The 19,933-nt window shown below is 38.6% G+C and carries 21 protein-coding genes and 1 pseudogene; 7 read left to right on the forward strand and 15 right to left on the reverse strand.

Annotated elements, in window-relative coordinates:
• Positions 1–238: 238 nt before the first annotated feature.
• Both FSB73_RS27860 and FSB73_RS25975 read left to right on the forward strand, forming a co-directional pair.
• Entirely contained in the window at positions 239–451 is a 213-nt protein-coding gene (locus FSB73_RS27860; protein WP_225974286.1) for a CheR family methyltransferase, read from the forward strand.
• A complete protein-coding gene (locus FSB73_RS25975; RefSeq protein ID WP_225974912.1) occupies positions 391–564 on the forward strand; it encodes a hypothetical protein in 174 nt (57 codons plus the stop codon). Before FSB73_RS27860 ends, FSB73_RS25975 begins: the two co-directional genes overlap by 61 nt.
• Positions 565–875: 311 nt before the next feature.
• On the opposite strand, the gene FSB73_RS22430 is transcribed toward FSB73_RS25975, so the two are convergent.
• The 7 genes from FSB73_RS22430 to FSB73_RS22455 all read right to left on the reverse strand — a co-directional run bounded on the left by FSB73_RS22430 (position 876) and on the right by FSB73_RS22455 (position 7,047).
• Positions 876–2,819 carry a DUF3732 domain-containing protein gene (locus FSB73_RS22430; protein ID WP_146787544.1) on the reverse strand — a complete coding sequence of 648 codons (1,944 nt, stop codon included), beginning with the start codon at positions 2,817–2,819 and terminating at the stop codon, positions 876–878.
• Positions 2,820–2,822: 3 nt separating this feature from the next.
• Complete coding sequence (locus tag FSB73_RS22435) at positions 2,823–3,116, reverse strand: three component ABC system middle component (RefSeq protein WP_158639676.1); 294 nt, start codon at positions 3,114–3,116, stop codon at positions 2,823–2,825.
• Positions 3,117–3,201: 85 nt separating this feature from the next.
• Complete coding sequence (gene ltrA / locus FSB73_RS22440) at positions 3,202–4,530, reverse strand: group II intron reverse transcriptase/maturase (RefSeq protein WP_146787553.1); 1,329 nt, start codon at positions 4,528–4,530, stop codon at positions 3,202–3,204.
• A gap of 567 nt (positions 4,531–5,097) precedes the next feature.
• A complete protein-coding gene (locus FSB73_RS23440) occupies positions 5,098–5,250 on the reverse strand; it encodes a hypothetical protein (RefSeq protein ID WP_158639677.1) in 153 nt (50 codons plus the stop codon).
• Positions 5,251–5,297: 47 nt separating this feature from the next.
• The gene (locus FSB73_RS22445) at positions 5,298–5,714 is read right to left on the reverse strand and encodes a hypothetical protein (protein WP_146787556.1); all 417 of its coding nucleotides are present in this window, start codon (positions 5,712–5,714) and stop codon (positions 5,298–5,300) included.
• A 449-nt stretch (positions 5,715–6,163) separates the two neighbouring features.
• Complete coding sequence (locus FSB73_RS22450) at positions 6,164–6,625, reverse strand: hypothetical protein (protein WP_146787559.1); 462 nt, start codon at positions 6,623–6,625, stop codon at positions 6,164–6,166.
• A gap of 200 nt (positions 6,626–6,825) precedes the next feature.
• A complete protein-coding gene (locus FSB73_RS22455; protein ID WP_146787562.1) occupies positions 6,826–7,047 on the reverse strand; it encodes a hypothetical protein in 222 nt (73 codons plus the stop codon).
• 260 nt (positions 7,048–7,307) lie between these two features.
• On the opposite strand from FSB73_RS22455, the gene FSB73_RS22460 reads away from it, so the two are divergent.
• The 5 genes from FSB73_RS22460 (at position 7,308) to FSB73_RS22475 (ending at position 10,353) form a co-directional block, all read left to right on the forward strand.
• Positions 7,308–7,859: an RNA polymerase sigma factor gene (locus tag FSB73_RS22460; protein WP_146787565.1), complete on the forward strand. Its 552-nt coding sequence runs from the start codon at positions 7,308–7,310 to the stop codon at positions 7,857–7,859.
• A gap of 6 nt (positions 7,860–7,865) precedes the next feature.
• On the forward strand, positions 7,866–8,603 hold the full coding sequence (locus tag FSB73_RS22465) for an anti-sigma factor (RefSeq protein WP_158639678.1): 738 nt from the start codon (positions 7,866–7,868) through the stop codon (positions 8,601–8,603).
• Entirely contained in the window at positions 8,600–8,713 is a 114-nt protein-coding gene (locus FSB73_RS25980) for an anti-sigma factor (RefSeq protein WP_225974287.1), read from the forward strand. Before FSB73_RS22465 ends, FSB73_RS25980 begins: the two co-directional genes overlap by 4 nt.
• A 531-nt stretch (positions 8,714–9,244) precedes the next feature.
• Entirely contained in the window at positions 9,245–9,691 is a 447-nt protein-coding gene (locus FSB73_RS22470; RefSeq protein WP_146787570.1) for a hypothetical protein, read from the forward strand.
• 38 nt (positions 9,692–9,729) lie between these two features.
• Positions 9,730–10,353, forward strand: coding sequence for a globin family protein (locus tag FSB73_RS22475; RefSeq protein WP_146787573.1), 624 nt, complete (start codon positions 9,730–9,732; stop codon positions 10,351–10,353).
• A 534-nt stretch (positions 10,354–10,887) separates the two neighbouring features.
• On the opposite strand, the gene FSB73_RS22480 is transcribed toward FSB73_RS22475, so the two are convergent.
• The 8 genes and pseudogenes from FSB73_RS22480 to FSB73_RS22515 all read right to left on the reverse strand — a co-directional run bounded on the left by FSB73_RS22480 (position 10,888) and on the right by FSB73_RS22515 (position 19,851).
• Positions 10,888–11,193 (reverse strand): AAA family ATPase, encoded by a 306-nt coding sequence (locus tag FSB73_RS22480; protein ID WP_146787576.1) that lies wholly within the window; start codon positions 11,191–11,193, stop codon positions 10,888–10,890.
• A gap of 16 nt (positions 11,194–11,209) precedes the next feature.
• A complete protein-coding gene (locus FSB73_RS22485) occupies positions 11,210–11,755 on the reverse strand; it encodes a hypothetical protein (RefSeq protein ID WP_146787579.1) in 546 nt (181 codons plus the stop codon).
• 5 nt (positions 11,756–11,760) lie between these two features.
• The gene (locus FSB73_RS22490) at positions 11,761–12,120 is read right to left on the reverse strand and encodes a DUF262 domain-containing protein (RefSeq protein WP_158639679.1); all 360 of its coding nucleotides are present in this window, start codon (positions 12,118–12,120) and stop codon (positions 11,761–11,763) included.
• Between the two features lie 156 nt (positions 12,121–12,276).
• Positions 12,277–13,319 (reverse strand): annotated as a pseudogene (locus FSB73_RS25990) (ATP-binding protein).
• Positions 13,320–14,224: 905 nt separating this feature from the next.
• Positions 14,225–16,420 (reverse strand): alpha-N-acetylglucosaminidase, encoded by a 2,196-nt coding sequence (locus FSB73_RS22500; protein WP_146787585.1) that lies wholly within the window; start codon positions 16,418–16,420, stop codon positions 14,225–14,227.
• A 36-nt stretch (positions 16,421–16,456) separates the two neighbouring features.
• On the reverse strand, positions 16,457–17,047 hold the full coding sequence (locus tag FSB73_RS22505; RefSeq protein ID WP_146787587.1) for a hypothetical protein: 591 nt from the start codon (positions 17,045–17,047) through the stop codon (positions 16,457–16,459).
• Positions 17,014–18,459, reverse strand: coding sequence for an alpha-amylase family protein (locus FSB73_RS22510; RefSeq protein WP_146787590.1), 1,446 nt, complete (start codon positions 18,457–18,459; stop codon positions 17,014–17,016). Before FSB73_RS22510 ends, FSB73_RS22505 begins: the two co-directional genes overlap by 34 nt.
• Before the next feature lie 45 nt (positions 18,460–18,504).
• Positions 18,505–19,851, reverse strand: a complete 1,347-nt coding sequence (locus FSB73_RS22515; protein ID WP_158639680.1) for an IPT/TIG domain-containing protein — start codon at positions 19,849–19,851, stop codon at positions 18,505–18,507.
• Positions 19,852–19,933: the final 82 nt, after the last annotated feature.

Consider the following 19,933-nt stretch of genomic DNA (forward strand, 5'->3'; position numbering starts at 1 on the left):
CCTTTGCGTTAAGCCTGGCACCTAAGTCTAAGTCGTATGATTTTACAGCTTACGCTAAAACTTTTTCAAATGGAGAATTAACCGGTTGTATGCGCTTGTTAGGTTCCCCAAGTTTTGCAGTATATAGGTATAGGCTTCGGCTGGATCAGGGCTATTTTAACCTTTTTATTGAGCAGTTGATAGTAAATGTTACTGAAACGTTCCGGATTCGCTGTTTTATAAGGCTTTACTAACAGATGTGTTACCGTTACTGGCTACTTATCCTTTGATCCGGATCTGGCATGCGGGCTGTTCTACTGGGGAAGAAGTCTATTCTATAGCTATATTACTAAAGGAAGCCAGTTTACTACATAAGTCTATTTTATATATGGCACGGATATTAATGCGGAGGTGGTCAAAAAGGCGGCATCTGGTATTTTTCCTATTAAATATATACAGCAGCATTCCTTAAATTACCAAAAGGCGGGCGGCAGGGAGAAATTCAGCCGTTATTATACAGCTGGATATGACCATGCGCTATTTGATAAGGAGTTAAGGGACACGCATGGTGTTCTAAACGCATAATCTGGACTCTGAATAAAATATATAACTTTCATGTATCGCTAATTGGTATCGTTTTATGTCGTTGCTAAAAGCCTACAAACTTTACAACGGGTGGTCCTGGTGAGTACTTATTTTCCATGCCACTTCCTGTGAATAGTCATCCTTAATCGAAACGTCCTCCGGCATCCCATCAATAATTTTAATAATTTATTCTTCTGTAAATCTTGCCAAATTTATTGGTTTATGCCAAAAAATACCATGGGAAAACAGTGGCAATGAAGGCCCCGACAAATCCTTACCATATTACGGCAACTTAAATTTCTTGCACTAGCTTAAATTAGTTTATCACCAGTTTTGCTCCATCGATATTTAATAAATTGTGAAAATTCATCTTCATCAGCATGCTCTAAAACAATAACTTGTGGTTTATATCCACATTCTTTATCAATATTAGCAATTTCATCAGATATCACTTTGAATATATTTTTCACTTGAATAATATTATCATCAACTTTCTTTTCTTTCTTTTCCTTACTTTCACCCTCTTCATCCAATTGTTTGTAAATTTTCGGAAAATAAACTTGACTTGGTTGATCCAATACTAAAATAGATGGTATTTTAGAAGTCGGAGTAATGCTATGCAGATATAAAAAACCTAAAAATGCAGATAAATGAATTGCTAACCAGTTTGAACCACTTCCCATTTCTGAAAGAAGAATGTTTTCTTTATTCTTTAAATTGTATTTTAAGCTAAACTTCTCCAAATCGAAAAGAATTTTTCCTGGCTTAAACTCTTCCTCAAAATCAAGCAATTCACAAATGGCACTCATCTTTTCACCTAATTTTATTTGTGCCCTTTCTATCTCTACCTTTAAGTTGAAACCAGCGAGTTTATTTTTAAGATCTTCAATCTCTATTTCTAGTTCTGAATAGTCATTTAAACCATTTGATAAAATCTTATTTCTATCAATAAGATTTTGAGCATTTGCTTCAGTTCGACCTTTTAATAAAAAGTATCTTTCATATTCATACCTAGTATTGTATTCCGATAAAACCTGCTTATTCAAATTGCCAGCTTTAACATTTAGCTCCTTCAACTCTTTTTTCAGAAAATCTCTTTCTTTTCGAAGCGATGAATTTTGAAATGAAGTATCATTTACATAGGTACCTATTTTTTCAAATTCATCCTCTAATATTTCATTAGATTCTTTGATTAAAGAAATTTTATCATTTATCGCTGCTACCTCTTGGTTACAAAGAGGACAATGAACTTCACTAACATTTGTCTCGATAGAGGCTAAGGATTTTAAGCGATTAATGTTTTGGGAATAGTTTATAGAAATATCATTATTAGATTTAATTGTAGATAATAGATCTAATACGATTTCTAATTCCTTTTTCTTCTTGAAAATTAAATTATCAACTTTCTTCAATTCCTCATTAAGATTCTGGTCGCCAAATGAGTTAATATTAGCATTGGGCAAATCTTTGACAAGTTTTTTAAGATCGGATAAAGTAATATCATCAGACAATTCTTTACCAATAGAAGTATAATAAAATGATACTATACCATAAAGATCCTCCCTTAATTGACCATTACTGATTTTTAATTTTTCATCTAACTTTTTCTTTTGATTTAATTCTTTTTGTTTGCTTTCAAGATTTCTCTGTAAATCAAAAAATTCTGCATTTCCCCATCCCATTAGTATGGGATAATCATCAATGGTTTTTCTTCTCTTATAAAAATCATCGAATCTATAAAAAAGACTATGTTTATTCGCAATTAGGTTTTGGTGTTGAAATAAGAATGGCACAAAGCTGCGCATTGTAACTTTTCCACCAGATTTTCTTTTATCTTCTTCTTCGTCAATTCTTGTATCTAAAACAGAAATTCCTATATGTTTTTCAAATTCACGTTTGGATTCATCTAAATCAGTAAGTTTCATGTCGCTGAAATATTCTATGGAAAAGTCAATCAGAAACTCCGAACTTATTTCAACCCCAAAATACATTTGATTACAGTTTTTTCTTCTTCCTAAAATCAGATATTTTTTTCTAAATTTAAAAATTATACAATAAATATCCGTCCAGTCTGTTATAATTCCTTTTGGTATAGTAGATCTGCTTGCAAACAAACAGTAGTCTATAATTTCAACGATTGCACTTTTACCTGTTTTAGAATCACCAGAAATTATATTTAATCCTTCATCAAATTCCAATTTTCGAAATTCCCCAGTATCTTTAAAAAGAAATATATTTGCTATGGATGCTTGCATAATCTATAAGTTGTAAAATATTGTTTTATAATCTTCTTTTGACAGAATAGAGCCTAAATAAAAAGCCGCTTTGTAATACTCTTTGAGTATGGAGTCCTTTTCTTCTGAATAAGTACTTTCATATTCATCTTTTAGAATTAAATAGTCAGAAATTTCAATCTTATGTATGTTTGATAAAGTAATCAAAGCTTCCTTAGTTTTCTTCCTAAAATTGGTTAACAAACTTTCGATAACAATTAATTCCTTTTTGACTTCCGGAATTAAAAGTGTATTAAATGTACTTTTTGGTAGGGTCAAGCGCTGGCGCACTTGTTTGATCTCTCAGATAGTGTTTCCAGCACCTGCCTCGACGAACGTAGCGTGCCGATTTCCAGCACTACGCTCACTTCACAATTTCATACCAAGGGTTTTCGGCCTGTCGTTTGGGATTGACTTTCCAACGGACTACCTTAAAATCACAAAATATATTATAGATTGCGAAGAGTCCTTTTGTACTCCACCGCTTCCAACCGTAACCCTTTCGCTTCATGGCTCGCATTAAATGACGTCGTATCTTTTTGTTTAGCCAGTATTTGAGTTCCCCAAAAAACTTAGAGGAATTACCGTATTTAAAGTGATTCACCCAACCTTTTATTATGGGATTGATAATATCCCGAACTCTGGTTAGTGGCTGTGATACGTTGTTTTTGAAGGCTGCTTTTAACTTGTCCTTGAGTTTTTGTTTGGACGCTTTCTTGGGTAGTTGTAAGACACCCATTTTGCCAGTCTTTGTCTTTATTTTCCTAAATTCAAAGCCTAGAAAGTCAAACTTATCTCCTTTGTTGAGGTCAAGATATTTGGTTTTCTCTTCATTGATCTGGACTTTTAGCTTTGCCAGTTCTTCCCGAAGTCTCCTGTTTACCTGTTCCCAGAGTTTGTCCGCACTCCGGTGATAGCTTACTAAAATGACTAGGTCGTCTGCGAAACGAGCATATTCTAATTGAGAATACTGCCCTTGTTTAGATACTTCCTTTGCCTTCTCTAGCATTTTATCTAACTCGGTGAGGTACAGATTACTGAACAGTGGCGAACACACAGAACCCTGAGGTACGCCGACTTTACCATTTGCCTTTAGCATCATTTTGATTAGGCGCATCAGTTGGTCATCATTGACCCGCTTGGCGATCTTCTCCAGTAGGATGCTGTGGCTTATGGTATCAAAGTAGCCTTTCAGATCTAGGTCTATGACACGGGTTTTCTGTGATATGACCGCCTTTCCTACTCGCGCTGTGGCCTCATGTGCTGTTCTCATGGGTCGATATCCAAAGGATCCTTCTTGAAAGTCTGACTCGAATATAGGTTCCAGGATCAATTTTACAGCTGCCTGTACGACCCGATCCCGAATTGTGGCGATCCCTAGGGTTCGGGTCGTACAGGCAGCCTTTGGTATCTCTACAATTCTGTTAGGCATCGGTCTGTACGTGCCGTCCTTTAATGCGGTCTCTATTTCCCAAAGAAATTTGCCTCTGTTAGATTTTTCAACTTGCGCAAAGCTTATTTGGTCGATTCCAGGAGAACCACCATTGGCCTTGACTAGTTTGTAAGCTTCTTCCAGTGTTTCAAATTTACATACATGGACATAAAGTCCCCAGAAGCGATGACTGGGTTCAGCCTTCGCCTTGATATATATCTTTCTTCGCAGATCCTGCAGTTTGATAGGTATTTTTATCATTTTTACCTTTGCCTCTCTTTTTGTTGAAAGAATGATTGCTAGTAGGGCTCCTTCGCTCCACCGGCTCTCCCCGGTTTCATTACTAATATGAGCCCCTCCGACTCCCGCTCACCTTTCTTCCCATTTCCCGTTTTGCGGTTATAGGGCTTACCTTGCTCTGGTCCTTTCTTCCCAGGGTGGAGCGGGTCTCTCCAGTTGCGGATGTGTCCTGTGTTTACGTGCTGTCGCTACAACCCCGCCAATGTTCAGATCTCGTACCAGTCAATTTCGCAATATAGGATCTGAATGCTGCCTTCGCACATCACATAAAAACTCGGCCATTGGTTTAAAGTAACGAGGCTACCTATGCGTTCACTTTCGTTACGGCCCGCAAACTCGCTCACCATGCAAAACATGGCTTTATCCACAGGCTTCAGATGCTTCATTACTTCCACACCTGCTGTTTAGCTACTAGGCTGTTGACTTTTGCCTTGATGGGTCTATCTCCCATTGAACACATCCACCTTCGCTGGACGCACATGTGGTTCTCATTCCTTTTAAACCTTTTCTCTTTTCCAGAGTTTTTTTTCAATTTTCTTTTTGCAGAACGCGTCTTCTTTTTTTGAAGACCAGTTCTTTTGGCTTGTTTTTTTTATGTACCTTTTCAGTCTGCTGACCATCAAAAGACTCCCCAGTAGATAAGGTCGCTAACTGATTGATGCCCAAATCAACACCGATCACATTTTCGTGAACTATTAATTCGGGTTCCGGGATATCACAACTGACATTTAAAAAAAGTGACCGTTACGAAAAAACAAATCTGATTCTCCCTTTTGAAATGCCAACAAATTACGGGCATTATCTCCAACCTCAAATTTCATTACTTGTCTTCCTTCAAGCGTAAGTATGCTTAGGCTATCACTGGAGAGAGCAAAGCTGATCATACGACAGTCAAATGCCACCGCCCCTTTTAATCTGAAGGTTCCTTGGGTATCAATTGGACCGGTAGCCTTTTTGGCTTTAACCTTGTATGCATCAGCAACCTTACCAATAGCCCGGATGGTCATTTGGGATTTAAGTCCAAAATCCTCCCGTATAGCGTAGTAAGTTAGCTTATGCAACCTTATTCTATTAAAACACTGGTTATCAAAAGCCACCGCTGATATTTGGTTGCAGGCAAGGTTCATTGCCGTTAATGTTTCCATTAACAGACCAAATTGCTCCCGATCTGGAACTAACTTTATTTGTGCTACAACTACCATATCTTTGACAAAGATAGATAATTATTTTAGTATACACAAATAATTAGCACAAAAAACTACAATTATTTTTCAAGGCAATTCTTGAGCTTAAGCCTTCCGCCTAAAAGGCGGTGGTTTCAACCCAAGAAAAGAGACAATGAATATCCAGAATTATGCTAACCAGGCGAAAGCAGAGATCCTTTGAATTCTTCCAAAAAAAGGCCGCCAAGCCAAGCCTTAATAGTAGAGAGTGCCATTCATTCGCCAAAAATGACTTAATTATGCCAATTATAAGCAATAGATTACCCCATTGAGTAATTTATAGAATTAGCAATGTCAATTATCCATTATTAAAACAGCATTTACACCATGGGAATCATCCCAAAAAAATGATTCATTGTCAACACTCCTATTTAATGCTGCGTTTCTTCTTGCTTCTCAATATCTGCTGTTAATCCAGTTATTTCTCTATTGGTTTTATCTATTTTACTTTGAATTTTTGTTATTTTGGATGTCAATTTTAAAGCCTTTTTATTGGCGGAAGATGCTTTACCTGCGGCTTTCTTCGCTTTCTTTGCCAATTTGTTATCACCTGCATTTCGAGCCATTTTTGCAGCTGCGGTTTTGCTATCAGCAGCAGTTTCTTTTGCTTTCTCGTTTGCCTCTTCCAAATCACTTTGATAGTCTGTCAAATCCTTTTGATAATTAGCCAAGATTAATTTTTGTTCGTTCAATTTTGTCTTTTGTTTCAATAGATTTTTATTGAACTTCAAGGTTTTCAATGAATCCTTTGAAATGGTGTTTTGTGCATTGGTATTGTTTGCTGTTACAAAGCATACTAATACAGTAATCATTAGTGTAAAGGTCTTTTTCATGCGGTTTTATTTATTTGTTTTTGTTTATTGAATGGTTATTTTAATCGAACTATAAGTTTAAACTTTTACTTTTTTCTAAACCCGCACGAAAATATAAAAATTAACCATAAGGATTTTTAGCTTTAAAAATATTTTGTAGTCCAAACGCCACAAGTCTGTTTCTAAAGATCAATTGATGCGCATATTTTCAAGTATTTTTATCATCCACTAATTATGCTATGGTGATACAAGACACAACTCATGGCTAGGTTAAAAACCATTTCTATCATATCAAAATCAGATCCATGCTTCAGCGTAATAACAAAACGAAGCGGGTTAATTTTATTTTTAGATTGGCCAGTGTAATTTTTGGAGACATGTAAGGTGTCATTATCCAATACAATGCGGATCAGCCAGTTCACCAGATAATACTTATCCTCCAATTTAGGATTTCAATATCACTTAATCTATCTTTGGCTTATGGGATGATGCAATCAATGCCAGCCAGATGACTAAACACGCCCAGTCTTTGCTAATTTGGTTAGTTTTCTCCCAAATGACCAGGTATATCCTCCTAAGAAAGTTCTTTTGGAAATAAATATACCAATTATAGTGGTTTAAGTTTTAATATGAGCTTAATCATTAAAATTTTCATCTTTTTGAAAATAAAAAACTACTTTGCGAAAGTAAATCAGCAGCAGCATTGACAAATGAAACGCTAAATAATGAAAAGGATCTGGTCATCGCCTTAAAAAAAGGGGATGAATCAGCCTATAGTTATTTGTATGATCATTATGGTGCTGCTATTTATGGTTATATCCTTCAAATGACCTCAGATACTGAACTGGCTAAAGATTTATTGCAAGATGTCTTTATAAAGGTTTTTCAGAAAATAGGGCAATATGATGAACAAAAAGGACATTTATACACCTGGCTAATTCGAGTGGCACATAATACGACCATCGATAAAATCAGGTCAAAAAATTATAAAGAAAATCGGCATATACACGCATTTGACGAAAAAAATGCGGGAGATGCGGATAATGGAACGACAACCCCTAGTGTGGATCATATTGGAATGGATAAAGTCCTGGTGTCCTTAGATGAAACGCACAAAAAGGTGATCGACCTAGCCTATTTCCACGGCTACACGCAAAATGAAATTGCCGAGGAAATGGGGATGCCTATTGGCACCGTTAAGACACAAGTGCGTAAGGCACTTATTCAATTAAGAAAATTATTAAATATCGTATAGCGAATTTTGGATTTGGAAAAATACATATCATCCGGTGTCCTTGAGAACTATGTTCTTGGACTACTCTCTGAAAAAGAGAATAGGGAAGTTATGGCCATGATGGAACGCCATTATGAAGTAGCCAGCCACGTTCGTTCTCTGGAAGAAAGTCTGGAAACATACGGACGCCTGTATACTGTTGAACCACCAAGTGAACTCAAATCCTTAATAATGAACCAAATCAGGGATCTAAAGGTTAAGGACGAGGCAAAAGAAGACAAGCCTGCACTTACTACTAGCCCAGCGCAATTGGTTAGTCCAAAGGTGTTGCGTGATCAGATAAGTATCTGGCGCAAACTGGCCATTGCTGGCACCATTATTTTAATGGTTAGTATCGGCTTTAATATATATCTCAGCTCCCAAAAGCATAGGGCATCGCAACTGGCCACGCGATTAGCACTACAAAACAAGCAGTTAAGTAAGAATACGACCCTATTAAATGACAGTTTGTCTCAGATTCAAAAGCAGGTGACCTTGCTTGCCAATCCGGACATTCGTCCGGTAGTCATGAAAGGGGTAAAACAGCATCCTGCATTTAATGTAACTGTTTACTGGAATACAAACGACCAAACTGTTTATTTAGGGAAATCAGACTTGCCTACCCTTCCTACTGGTAAGGTCTATCAACTTTGGGCGATTGTTGATGGCAAACCTGTTGATTTAGGGCTGTATACTCCAAAAAAGCAAATCTGCCCGTTCAGATGAAAAAAGTAAGTGCTGGACAGGTCCAGGCATTTGCTATTACACTGGAAAAAGCGGGTGGTAACCCTACCCCCACCATGGATCAGATGTATGTCATGGGCGGGGTTTCATAAAAAATGACTCCCTTAAATACCTGTAATTATCAACTTGGCTTCTAAAAGCGATTTATTGTATTGTATTGTATTGTATGGTATGGTGTGATATATTGTATGGTACGATATGGTATGGCATGCCAACAGAACTTCCTCTACTGTCTTCTCCCATGTCGCCGCCTTCATTGAATGGTAAACATCCTCTTGCTCATTGGCCTTCTCGATTAAAAGCATCCGTATTGCAAGAACTTGTTCTGCCGAAAGTTTTCTGCCTTTAATCTCTAAAACGAGTATGCGTATATTCAATCATTAAAGCAACCAGCTTCGCCTTGTCCATCAAAAACACTAACTTGTTGATTGTTAATTTATTTTGCAGAATTATCTCCTGACCTAACCCAATGTAGCGGGCTTTTTAGAATAAATTTTAAAAAAAAATCTTTTTTTTAAATCCAACCACCTTCATTCTCCGTATATATATTATACCGAAGATTTTCTACAGGAATTGATACGGTAAAAAATATTCAATTTCACCAAGGTGTAAAAGCAAAATCTATGACAATGAAACTTTGGCAAAAAATCAAATGGACTTTAATCGGCCTGGTTGGTTTGGCATTTTTATTATTTCTGACACTGGTTATTCATATCGGTGTAATGGTCTACCATAAAGGGCCTTTGCCTTTTGAACATATTCAAATGGCCAGAACTGATTTTCTGTCACCACTTGATAGTAAACAGATTGCACAATTGAAATCCAATCTAGGCGCACAAAAAGGCATAAAGAGTATTTATCTGAATACTAAGGATCATAACGTGGTTTATAGCTTTGATAACCGGGAAAATTCAGCAAGTAGCATCTACCAAAATGCGATCAATGAAATGCATATAAAAGCTAAGCCTTATACGGTATCTGCCAAAGACTTAGAGAGTGGATGTCCTGTTATGAATAACCATTCTTTTTATGGCAAATTAACTTCGGTTATTTCCAAAGCGATTAATTAATCTTCTCAAAAAATTTTCAAATAAATAAAATCAGAATTATGAAAACCAGCTCAAAAATTGGCCTTATTTTAATTCCTTTCACCTGTATTTTACTTTGTCTTAGTTCTTGTCACAATAATGATAAGGATGATATGACAGTCATTCCAACAACGCCACTTTATGATACCTTAGGTTGGTTTATTCAAGGGGCCACAGGCCAGGTAGCCGGCCAGGGCACAAAGATGATAGCGGATCCGGATAATGATGGACAAAAAATTCAGGCCGGCCGACTGGCGATCAGAACGGTCGTCAACAAAGCCTTAGGCATTATCGCTTCTGACAACCGTCTGGCGGTCTACTTTCCAACGCTTTTAGCAGAAGTGGGCGACGGCAATACGACTGGTCTAGCGCATTTATTGAATTCCTTTACTGACTTTGTCCAGACAGCTGTCAGTAAACAGGATGTCTATAAGGGACCGGATATGAAAACAGTTCATAACCATGCCACTTTCGCAAGATTTGGTTCGGCGGACCATCCGACAAGCAATAAGCAAGATTTTGATGTATTTGTCGGAGATGTTGCTCAGGCTGCACAGTCACTAAATGTTCCTGCAAGTGTCATAGGTCAATTGGGCACGCTACTGTATACAACTGAGGGAGATATCGCATATGATGCCGATTGAGGTTTCGGTAAAACTAGGTAGATTGTAGCATTTGCAATCATTCAACATAGGGTACAACAAAGCGTGCTATTCAATTTTGAATAGCACGCTGCATTTAAGCCATTAGGTCAAGCTGAATGTATCTACGACTTGTGAGCATTGGCGTTTTACATTTATTTTATCATTTCTTCATTGTAGCATGGCAACAGAAAGGAAAAAGTAGCCCCTTCATTGAATAAGCCAAAAAAAGAGGGAAGGATGCGATGGTTATTTGTAAAAAATCAGAATAATAAAAGACTCGGCCCGATTAAAACAGTGGGCAGAATAAACCTGAAAACCTGCGGCTGCCTTGACAGTTTGCCCCTCTTCTTAATCTTGCCAAAACCAGCCTAATTGCGCCAAAATCAAACCAGTGTGTGTGTACACACACATCTCCCCCAAAATGTAAATGTAAAAACAGCTTTAGGCAGATAATCAATGGATTCTCCAAATAATGTCTCTTTTCCTGTAAAGCCATAATAACAATCTGTCAACTGTCAAATAAGTTTTTATCGCTTATTTTTGCGGCAAATGGCAACAAAAAGTAAAAAAGCAAAAAGTCAATTCAAATTTTATAAAATCATTCTCAGCATTTATATGATAAATATCTTTCCCTTTGCCCAAATCGATTATTTCTCCCTTTAATACAAGTCCTTTAATTGCTGGAATGAAATTAGGTTCAGATTGCCTAAGTAATAACAAGGATTGCAAGAATGAAAATTTACCCATCCCATTTAACCCCGTAAAAAGATTTAAATTTGTAAGATTTATCTCGGCATCTTTAAATGCTTTGAAATTTTGTAATCTTATTCTCGTTATCATTTTTTAAATTTATCAATTATTTTTTCACGCCTTCAAACCGTGTTCTAACAGCCTCATTACTGGCTGTGGAAGTGGTAATAGATTTAACAAACGCTTCATTTCTAAGTAATATTTTATATTCTTTTATCAGTATATCACTATTAGATAATAATGCTCTTTTTTCATTTCCATCCAGGAAATAGACTAGAGAAACCCATACCTCAAATAATGCACTATTTAAAATTATTTTGTTGGTGTTGCCTAAAATTGATTTACTGAAAATATGCCTTCCAAACAATTCAGATTGTATAACAATTGCATCAATAATTTTTCTAGAAATTTCCTCTAGTCCTTCCTTAGTCTTTTTATAAATACTTTCCATAGCTTTATCAAGAAAAGTTGTTAACGGCTTTTCGTAATATAAATATTTTGTATTGATAAAAGCGTATGCACGTAAATATAATTCTCGATCTTCCATTCTATTATCTGCCAACCTCAAAATGGACCTTAATTTTAAATCCTCAGATAAACTTTTTAAAAATAAGGAGGGGGTGCCTTGATTTAACGCATTGCGTATTTCCATAGTATTCAGGCCCAGTCCTCCAGTATTGATTCGTTTAAAAACATTATATTTAACAACTTTAGGCGTCCCCGGTAAAATAAGGTAAACCGTGATTGGGTTTCAAGAATACGTCTTTGCATGGTTTTGTTGAGCATATCAAAAGTGATATGTTTATTGTTGTATTCAGTCAGAATTTCCTGCCCATTCAATTCCAATGGCGCCTCAATACCATTTTCATTCTTTCTTTCAGAATTTATAATAAAGTTCCTAATGGACCATAATCTCTGTAACCCTTCAACAACTAACCATTTATTATCATCAGATGCATCGAAGTAAAAAGGTGGCAGTGGAATTCTCAGTAATATTGATTCAATCAGTCTACTCATGTCAAAAGGGAAGTTTATAACAATACAACTATCGTCCAACTTGCGAAATATCATACAAAGGATTTGATTTCATCCCAGGAGAAAGTTATGGGAGAAACGCGTAAAACTCTTATGAATAACCATTGCATAGGATTTAGAAAAATCAATGTTGACGGGCTAACCATCTACACTCACTATCCTTTCTACAAGTTCAATTAGTCCCATAACTTCTACTTCGTCACCTAGTGGATAATGATCAGTTCCAGGATAAATTACAAATTTGTGAGTCGCACCCATGTCTTCACAAGCATTATAATACCCACTGCCAACTGTAGGTGCCGAAGATCTCTTAATCTCAATAGCCCATAACTCATTGTTTGGCGTTTCCAGCACTAAATCAACTTCTGTTTTTCCTGTTGTCCTGTAATAGCTATACCGCCACTTATTCGATAATTTTGAAATTATATTCTCTATCACAAATCCTTCCCAACTTACGCCTATAATTGGATGCCCCAAAAGACTTTCAAAATTTGAAATATTAAGCAGGCTATGCAAAAGTCCAGTGTCGCGTAAATATGTTTTAGGGGTCTTAACCAATCTTTTTTTGAATTACCTGACCAGGGTTGAATCTGCCGGATCATATAAAAATCAGTCAGAATATCCATATATGATTTGATGGTGGTATGGCTAACGCCCAAGCTTTTCCCCAAATCAGAGGTCACAACTTGCTGTCCTTGGTAGTGTGCTAACATCGTCCAAAATCGCTTAAGTCTCATAGCAGACACTTTTGGCCCCATCAATGGGATATCTCTTTCTACGTAAGTAGAAATAAAATCCGCCCGCCATTGCCAACTTTCATTATCATTTTCAGCTAAATAGCTTCCAGGAAATCCTCCTCTAAACCATAACTTATCATTATTGTAACCTAATGGATCTGAATTATATATTTCTGCTGCAGAAAATGGACATAATTCCATATATCTTATTCTCCCTGCCAAGGTTTCAGATGATTGTTGCAATAAATCTCTAGAAGCAGAGCCTAATAAAAGGAATTGCCCAGAACTCTCCCCTGCCCTTTTATGGATATCAATTAATCCTCTTAATATCTTAAAAAGCTCAGGCTTTCGCTGTACTTCGTCAATGATCAAAAGACGCTTTTGCTGACGTCGCAAAAAACTTTCAGGGCCTCTTAATTTGTTAAGATCAGAATCCAATTCCAAATCTAGCTAAGCGGTATGTTTATCTTTAAAATGTCCAGCCATTTCTAAAGCAAGGGGCGTCTTACCAACCTGTCTAGGTCGCAAAAGTGCTACAACAGGAACATGACGAAGCGCATTTTAATTTAATCCCCAGTAATATGTCTTTTATTATAATAAAGCATCTAAAATAAAGTAGTGAAAATCGACCACAAATACATGCAAAATCGTGTAATCTGCAAGTTAAACTTTCAAATTACACGATTTTACCATCAAAATCATGCAATTTGAAAGTCTAGGTTTCAAATTGCATAAAATCTGATCCATATTTTCGATTTGCCATACGACCATTCAATCCTCCCAATTGCCAAAAAAAAGATACAAATGGATGGCAAAAAATCATCTGGCAAATGATAAAGGGAATATTTTTTAGCAATTAACTACTTGATTATGCGCAAAATAGATATAAACATCCCTCCTATCAAATAATTTCCCTCAGCACTACCCTAACAAAACAAATTTTATAAGATCTACAACCCTGCATTTCACTATAAATTTTCGTACAAATACACCCTTTGTTTATTGCCGTCGGTTCAATGTGGCTACCCTAAAAAGCATTCAATTAAATTATAGCAAGCAGGTAGGGAGGCATTTAGAAGCATAGATCATAAAATTTCATATAGGCATTGACCCAATTGGAAACCGAAGCCATAAAGGCTGCAGTTTCAGTTGCAGCCTTTATTTACCTATAGAAAACCTCGTTCAAATCTTCCATTTGAACGAGGTTGTAACTGGTCCACCTACTCCTACTCCACCTTAATTCGGGCCCTATTGGCTTGGCTAATGTACTACTGTAGCAACCCTACTTGCTGCTTTATAGATTTATTGCTACATAGTATGTTTACTATTCATTATTATCTTGTGCTATTTTACTCGTGGCCACCAATTGGTTTACCATTTGCCCAATTGACTTCCATCTGATAATAGTCAGGTTTCTTTTGAATCGCATTCCCTTCCAACCTGGCTAGTTGATATTTATAAAAGCCGTCCCATCTTTGAAGATATAAGCTGGATAATAATCCGGCCCATTCCTTATTGGCATAGTCATGTAAATCCGTCTTAGGATTATTATCGGGCCCCCAATAGCTGATCTGCTGTTTGGCATTTTTTATGGCTAATGCTTTATCGGCTGCATTTTCCCCAAAATTGGAGGCCTGACGAATCCATCTGGAGAGTCTAAAAAACTTGCTTTTCGCTAATAAAGCATTTTGACTGAGCAGCGCCTTTCTAAAACGAGCATAACTTTCTTTAAACTGGGCTATATCTTTGTGTCGCAGGTCGCTTAACATCTTTGCAAATAACACCAAACCTGTATTGGCATTTTTCTGGCGAATAAAATCTATTTTATCTGTCTGGTAGGTCTGAGAATACTTAAGGTCGGAGCTGAGGTTTTCTGCTTTAGCAAATAATGCTACGCCCCGGGCAAATAAGGCCGTATCATAATGGCGCTTGAGCGAGCCATAAGTTGAAGGAATGTTTATAGAGGTATCTGGTCTTGAACAGAAAATAGATTCCGGTGGACCGTCAGGGCTTACCCGGGCACTGTCGTAAACTGTTTGCAAAAAAATTTGCCACGCTTGTTCCAAATCGGGGCTGGTTACACCATATCTATATTGAATATAACCAGAAATCCAAGATTTGGGATCCACCTGGTTTTGACGCCAGGCCGTCTCTGCGACCATATCGTATACGACTGGATTATTGTCTATCCCCTCTGGCATAATGCCGATTCCTTGCATTAATTTGTGGTATGCACTATGTTGTGCCATATAAATCTCTTTGGCAAAGTATCCGAGACGGCCAAAATTACCTGCTTTTTCTCCAAAATTGCTGACAGGGCATAAAGCAAAAGGTGTCCCTTCAAAACCTTTGCGTGTGTCCCATCCAGTGGTATGTTCGCCGAGCAATTCCAAAATAAGGACATGTTTTTTATCTAACCCCTGTAATAGTTCTTTTTTGGGATTGGATTGCCAGGCCTGCAGTACCCAGGTTGCCCCCGGAAAATATTTATCCAGGGTTCTTTGTACCAGCCTAGCAGTCTTCGCTAAATCAATGCCCTGGGCAGTACCACCTTCATGAAAAAGGTCTCCGGCAAAATAATGGATATCGCTACCGTATAATTTTTTTAACTCGCTATAATAAATAGCGGCCATCTGCCCAAATAAAGAATCCTGGGGCAGCAGTATGTCGGGTCTAGTAAAGCCACCTGCCCAGCTTCCCTGCACTTTTACCCTGGCTGCCGGCCACTTTTCTTTCAGACTGGTGGGCACCATGCCATAAAACCCCTGTATTGCGGGCTGAATGCCTAGGGTGTGCATGCGCGCTATGATCTTTTTAGCAAGGTTTGCCTGGCCGGCTATCATTGCCTTAGACATAGGTCCGCCCCAACCTTCTAAATTCCCCATTAGCCACCAGGCGGTAAAGGCGGGCCCGGGAATAAAGGCTGTAATTTCTTTTTCAGTAAAACCGCTCTTTTGCAGGGTCTTTTGCCAAACAGACTCGATGCCGACTGGCATAAGCATCACATTAAAACCATTGAGTGCTATCCAATCCAGCTCTCTCTGCCAATCCTTCCAATTATAAAAACTCATGGTATAATTTAGGGTGCAGTAATTTAAGGCATATCTGACTTTAAATGGACTGTTCACCTTTACTACCTTTTGAATCATCGGTAATGTTTTAACGGGGCTGAGATTATCGCCCAGATGGGACATACTTCTATGGCAATAATATTTAAGGTACCAGTTCAGCCCCATGGCAGCGGCACTGGCCGAACTGGCACTAATAACAATGCGACCGTTCTTTGAAGATAGTTCAAAACCGTCTTGAACCTTTTCACTTGGTTGATCATTATGGCTGTTTGATACAGCCAGTGTCTTAAAATCAAGGTGAGGTGCCAGCCAGGGAACACGTCTTTCAGCCAGCTGTTCTACGGATTTAAATGGCTGTCCATAGGCGCTCACAACCATACCAAAACAGCATATAATGCAGCTGATACAGCTAGTGAAGGGGATTAGTCGGATTTTTCTATAATTTCGTTGTTTAATTCGTTGTTTAAACCGCATTTAATAATTTTTGATAAGTATTTTTTTAATAGGGAGTTATTGGACATTAAAGACCTTTACTTCGAATGGCTGTAAGGTGATGGTTAGCCTTTCCCCGGAAGCAAATAAACCAAAATAGGTATCTTTCACTACGTTATATAAACTGTATTTTCTTTTATATTTTGTTGGTAACTCCAGGACATCGTCCAGGGTGCATTGATAGGTCTGGATGATTGACGCCGGATTGCGCAGCATCAAAGTACCATGTTTAGGGTTCCAGCTGGCAAATCCATATACTTCCTCTTTTTTAGGACTACCCCCTACCCAATGGACGTCAGACAGCACGTCCTGATGGGCCCTGGACCAGCGAATAGCTTTTGCCAATACATCCCACTGTTGACTACTTAGGTAATGGGGGTTGATATAGAGCTCCTGCAAACTGGTGCCATTCCCAAAAAAGGCCCAGATATCTTGTGTCATATCCTCGGCTGTGGTATCCGTGGTTGCGACCCATCCATTGGCAGCATCAATAATACCGTGTACCATTACCGCATTTAATGGATAGAGGCTGGATCTTTTGACAACATTTTGGTAAGTGGCATCATCCCGGTAATTTAACCATCTTTGTCTTTTATCGCCTGCCCCCATAAAGTCATAGTCGCCACCGCCATGCCAAATATTATCACCATACAACAAAAAAATGGCGAGGCCCAGGTTCCGGCAGTCAGACTTACATAGATATCCGGCTTTTGTTTTCTAATTTCTGTTAATAATTGCAATAAGGCTTGAATATCCCCTTGATAAGCTGCACCGGCGCCTGTAGCAAATGCGCCTGCCCCAATGCCATCAAATTTAAAAATGGCCACATGTTCTTTAGTGATAAATTGCTCTACTAAGCTTTTAAAATAAGCAAAGTAATTTTTACCGGCCAGAGAGAACCCGTTTTCATTGGTTTCATAGGCGGGTATATGCTTCCTGCCAAAGGCGAGTCTGTTTTGCTTTGCCTGCTCATATCCACCCCAGGGGGAAATCCATGCGCCCATAGAGGCACCATACTGTTTAGAAAGGGCATACAGGCGAGAAAAACCATCTGGCAGGTATTGATTAAAAGCCCACAGGCTATTGGTATTGTCCCAACCGTCATCCCATAAGTAACCGTCCAGCCTGACCCCACGCTTTTTTGTCAGACTATCGCTCCACATCTGGATTCTGTCCAGGCAGTCTGATTCATGTAATCTGAGCCCATTCCAGGAGATATCAAACCAGGAATTATAATGAACAAAGGGATGATAAGGCCTGGCTCTTTGCTGCTGCAAATAATATAGAAATCCTCTGCGGAGCTGACCTTTAGGTGTCACGCCAAAGGCCACAGAACTTATAAAACGATCATCCTTTTGATGTAAGGCGGCTGCCCGCTCCAGCTTTATACGGATAAGATGACCAGTGGTATCTATTTTTGCCATTGGATTTTCTACTGCAAAAAAGTTCTCTTTGTCCACTATTGGTGTGCCGTCTACGCTGCCAGTTTTTACCAGATCAGCTGATTTCGGTAAATTAACCAAATATAAGGTGTTGATCCACCTATCAGGGTCTTTAATTGAAAACTGGCTGATTACATAATTACTGCTGTCTCGTAATGTGGCTGACCATTGAATCTGGATATGATACTGCTCGTTATAAAGGATCAACCGCAATTGCCGGCCATTTTCTTTTTCGGAGCGTCTTGTGGCTGCTGGATTGCCTTTTAGGTATTTTATTTGGGGACTGCCTTCCAACAGAAACGACTTCGCTGTAAGCACCCCTCCTTCCCTCAGGCCTAAATTAAAAAGATATGCGCCGTCAAAACGATACTGTTTTGCGGTTTGTCGATTTAAAAAACTGGCTTCTTGTAAATGCCCGTTTTTGAGGGTATAATTTGCTTGCAATACATTATTCCAGAGGCTAAAACTATCTTTTTTAACCTCTTTACTTCTTGCAGTGCCAGGTTTGGTACCTGCATAGAAAACCTGACCCATCGAAATCAGTGGCATTAATAGCAACACAGTGATTAATTTTACCATTTTTTTAATTATCTCCACAATTTATAGACCAGTTGTTTGTACGGGCTATTCAACTGTAATTTTGCGTACTGCATTATTCATCTTATCCAGTACATATAAATTGCCCTGGTTATCAACGGCTACGCCTGCCGGATTAGAAAATGTGGCGATTGCCCCCAGTCCGTTGGTAAATCCCGTGGAAGTACTTCCAGCAATGGTGGAAACAATGCTCGTCTCAGCATCAATGATGCGAATGGCATTGTCCTGTCCATTGTTTGCGCTATTATTTTTGGGTATGATAGAACCGTTACCGGCGGTATACAGGTTGCCATATTGATCAATGGCCAGGCCCCATGGATTATTAAACTGAGCGGTGGTGGCAGGACCATTGGCATAACCGGCTACAGAGGTGCCGGCCACCACTGTTTGAGCCCAACTGTCCTTTGCCAGTTTTACAATTTCATTTGCGCCGCTGATAGCGCTGTATACATTGCCATTTTTATCGACGGTTATCCCTACGGGCCATAACAAATTTGAGCAAATCACCTGGCTCTGGAATGCGTCTGTGCCGCTTAAAGGCATTCTATAAATTTCACTGCTCCCTGTGGCCGTATAATAAATTACATTGTTAATGCTATCCAGGGCGATCCCCCAGGGGGCTGTTGGTGTATGAATCGTGCTGGTGGTTCCATCTGGTGTGATTTTACGGATATTTCCATTGCCTACATCTGCCAGATAAAGATTCCCTGCCGGATCAATGGTTAATCCATAAGGGATAGAGAAGGTGGCGTTCATACCGGTGGCGTCATTAGATCCGGCTCCATTGGGATTACCTGCCACGATGGAGGTATTGCCCAAAGCATCAATTTTACGAACACAATAGTTATTCGCATCTGCTACATAAATAGCTTTGGTCGTATTGTTTACTACGATGCCAGTAGGTCTGATCCAGGGATTTGTTGTATCGGTAAAGAAAAACTGCGCAGCGGTTCCCTGACCACCACTATAGCCTTGCACGCCGCTGCCAGCCAGTGTACTGACTGAGTAGGAGGCGATATAATTAAAAATACTATCGCTGGTGGCAGTTAAATGACCGTCAATCGTCACTTCAATCGGGCCGGAGCGAAGTTTTGGAGGGACAACAACCATAATCTGGCTGGCACTGGCACCCACAATGGCGAGTTTTACCCCGTTAATGGCCACTTGAAGCCTGGAGGTATCTGCTATAAACCCGGAACCATTAATTAATACCTCTGTTGTCATTGCGCCTTTGGTCGGTGTAAAGTTCTCTATATGCACCTGATCGCTACTAGTAACAGGTGCCTGGTCTTTTTTACAGCTATTTATTAAAAGCAGCGCAAAAAATGCAACCAGCAGTAGTGGCAGCAAGATCCCTTTAAATTTCTTTTGCATAACAATAGTTTTTATAAAAAACATGCGTTTTGTCTTTTTTAAATATTTTTGATATCCTGATATTTTATTTTTTTGGGAGGGG

The organism is Arachidicoccus ginsenosidivorans, from assembly GCF_007971385.1.
GTDB lineage: Bacteria > Bacteroidota > Bacteroidia > Chitinophagales > Chitinophagaceae > Arachidicoccus > Arachidicoccus ginsenosidivorans.

What these genes read in the sequence shown, in the direction of transcription:
- FSB73_RS22490 (WP_158639679.1), bottom strand. Translation starts at nt 12,120, where the DNA reads ATGAGTAGACTGATTGAATCAATATTACTGAGAATTCCACTGCCACCT.
- FSB73_RS22500 (WP_146787585.1), bottom strand. Translation starts at nt 16,420, where the DNA reads ATGCGGTTTAAACAACGAATTAAACAACGAAATTATAGAAAAATCCGA.
- FSB73_RS22510 (WP_146787590.1), bottom strand. Translation starts at nt 18,459, where the DNA reads ATGGTAAAATTAATCACTGTGTTGCTATTAATGCCACTGATTTCGATG.
- ltrA (WP_146787553.1), bottom strand. Translation starts at nt 4,530, where the DNA reads ATGATAAAAATACCTATCAAACTGCAGGATCTGCGAAGAAAGATATAT.
- FSB73_RS22470 (WP_146787570.1), top strand. Translation starts at nt 9,245, where the DNA reads ATGACAATGAAACTTTGGCAAAAAATCAAATGGACTTTAATCGGCCTG.
- FSB73_RS22450 (WP_146787559.1), bottom strand. Translation starts at nt 6,625, where the DNA reads ATGAAAAAGACCTTTACACTAATGATTACTGTATTAGTATGCTTTGTA.
- FSB73_RS25980 (WP_225974287.1), top strand. Translation starts at nt 8,600, where the DNA reads ATGAAAAAAGTAAGTGCTGGACAGGTCCAGGCATTTGCTATTACACTG.
- FSB73_RS22485 (WP_146787579.1), bottom strand. Translation starts at nt 11,755, where the DNA reads ATGGAAATACGCAATGCGTTAAATCAAGGCACCCCCTCCTTATTTTTA.
- FSB73_RS22445 (WP_146787556.1), bottom strand. Translation starts at nt 5,714, where the DNA reads ATGGAAACATTAACGGCAATGAACCTTGCCTGCAACCAAATATCAGCG.
- FSB73_RS22515 (WP_158639680.1), bottom strand. Translation starts at nt 19,851, where the DNA reads ATGCAAAAGAAATTTAAAGGGATCTTGCTGCCACTACTGCTGGTTGCA.
- FSB73_RS22505 (WP_146787587.1), bottom strand. Translation starts at nt 17,047, where the DNA reads ATGGGGGCAGGCGATAAAAGACAAAGATGGTTAAATTACCGGGATGAT.
- FSB73_RS22480 (WP_146787576.1), bottom strand. Translation starts at nt 11,193, where the DNA reads ATGATAACGAGAATAAGATTACAAAATTTCAAAGCATTTAAAGATGCC.
- FSB73_RS22475 (WP_146787573.1), top strand. Translation starts at nt 9,730, where the DNA reads ATGAAAACCAGCTCAAAAATTGGCCTTATTTTAATTCCTTTCACCTGT.
- FSB73_RS22430 (WP_146787544.1), bottom strand. Translation starts at nt 2,819, where the DNA reads ATGCAAGCATCCATAGCAAATATATTTCTTTTTAAAGATACTGGGGAA.